The organism is Polaribacter sp. (assembly GCF_965656025.1).
GTDB lineage: Bacteria > Bacteroidota > Bacteroidia > Flavobacteriales > Flavobacteriaceae > Polaribacter.
In genome coordinates this window covers 1-1,237 of sequence record NZ_CBFHJT010000149.1, presented here as the reverse complement: position 1 = coordinate 1,237, position 1,237 = coordinate 1, and the positions used below count along the sequence as shown (strand labels likewise).

Sequence of the window (1,237 nt, the reverse complement as noted above, 5' to 3'; positions counted from 1 at the left end):
TACGAAGCCTGAAGTAAAATTACATCAGTTAGTAGGTGGTTCTATTTTAGTGAAAAAATTAGAAGTTTTTTCTCAAGATACAACTTATACTGGGCAACAAAAACAGTTTACAGATGCCTATTATGTAATAGAGCACCCAAAAGGAAACCTTATGTGGGATGCTGGCTTACCAGAACAATTAGTAATGCCAGAACCTTTTGATGAACCAAGTGGAGTTTACAGAATACAAAGACCAGATTCTTTGGTAAATCAATTAAAATCTATTGGTTTTAAGGTTGAAGATTTTAAATATTTTGCAATGTCTCACTCGCATTTTGATCACACAGGACATGCAAATTATATGAAAGATGCCACTTTAATAATTCAAGAAAACGAATTTAATGTAAATCTTTCTGACACCTTAAAACAAAAAAATCCTGCAATTGCAGCTCTTACAAATGTTAAAAAAATAAACGGAGACTTTGATGTTTTTGGTGATGGAACAGTAGTTATCAAATACATGCCTGGTCATACCATTGGGCATCAAGTTTTGTATGTAGAGGTTACTGGTTCAGAAAAACCAATTATACTGACAGGAGATTTATATCATTTTGAAGAAAATAGAACCAATAAAGGAGTTCCTTCTTTTAACTACAGTACAAAAGAAACTCTAGAAAGTATGAAGAATTTTGAAGCTTTTGCCAAAGAAAAAAATGCAGAAGTTATTATACAACATTCGCCAAAAGATTATCAAAAATTAGAAAAAATATTAAACGCTACTAAGCAATAGTAAATAGCCGAAACCATGTTAAAAATAGAAAATTTAAAAGCAGAAATAGACGGAAAAGCAATCTTAAAAGGATTGAATATAGAAGTAAAAGCTGGTGAAGTACATGCAATTATGGGGCCAAATGGTGCTGGTAAAAGTACCTTAGCAAACATTATTGCTGGTAAAGAAGAATATGAGGTTACAGAGGGTTCTATAGAACTAAATGACGAAGATATTAGCGAGCTTGCTCCAGAAGAAAGAGCACACAATGGTGTGTTTTTATCTTTTCAATACCCAGTAGAAATTCCTGGTGTTTCTGTAACCAATTTTATTAAAACAGCTATTAACGAAACTAGAAAAGCCAAAGGTTTAGAAGACATGCCTGCAAAAGACATGTTAAAAATGATTCGTAAAAAATCTGAATTGTTAGAAATAGACCGTAAATTTTTAGGTCGTTCTTTAAACGAAGGATTTTCTGGAGGAGAGAAA

The 1,237-nt window shown here is 32.2% G+C and carries 2 protein-coding genes; both read left to right on the top strand.

Annotated features, from left to right (window positions below; genetic code table 11):
• A partial coding sequence (locus ACTG3S_RS14500; RefSeq protein ID WP_439130042.1) for an N-acyl homoserine lactonase family protein occupies nucleotides 1-769 on the top strand: 769 nt, incomplete at its 5' end.
• Between the two features lie 15 nt (nucleotides 770-784).
• A partial coding sequence (locus ACTG3S_RS14495) for an ABC transporter ATP-binding protein (RefSeq protein WP_439130041.1) occupies nucleotides 785-1,237 on the top strand: 453 nt, incomplete at its 3' end.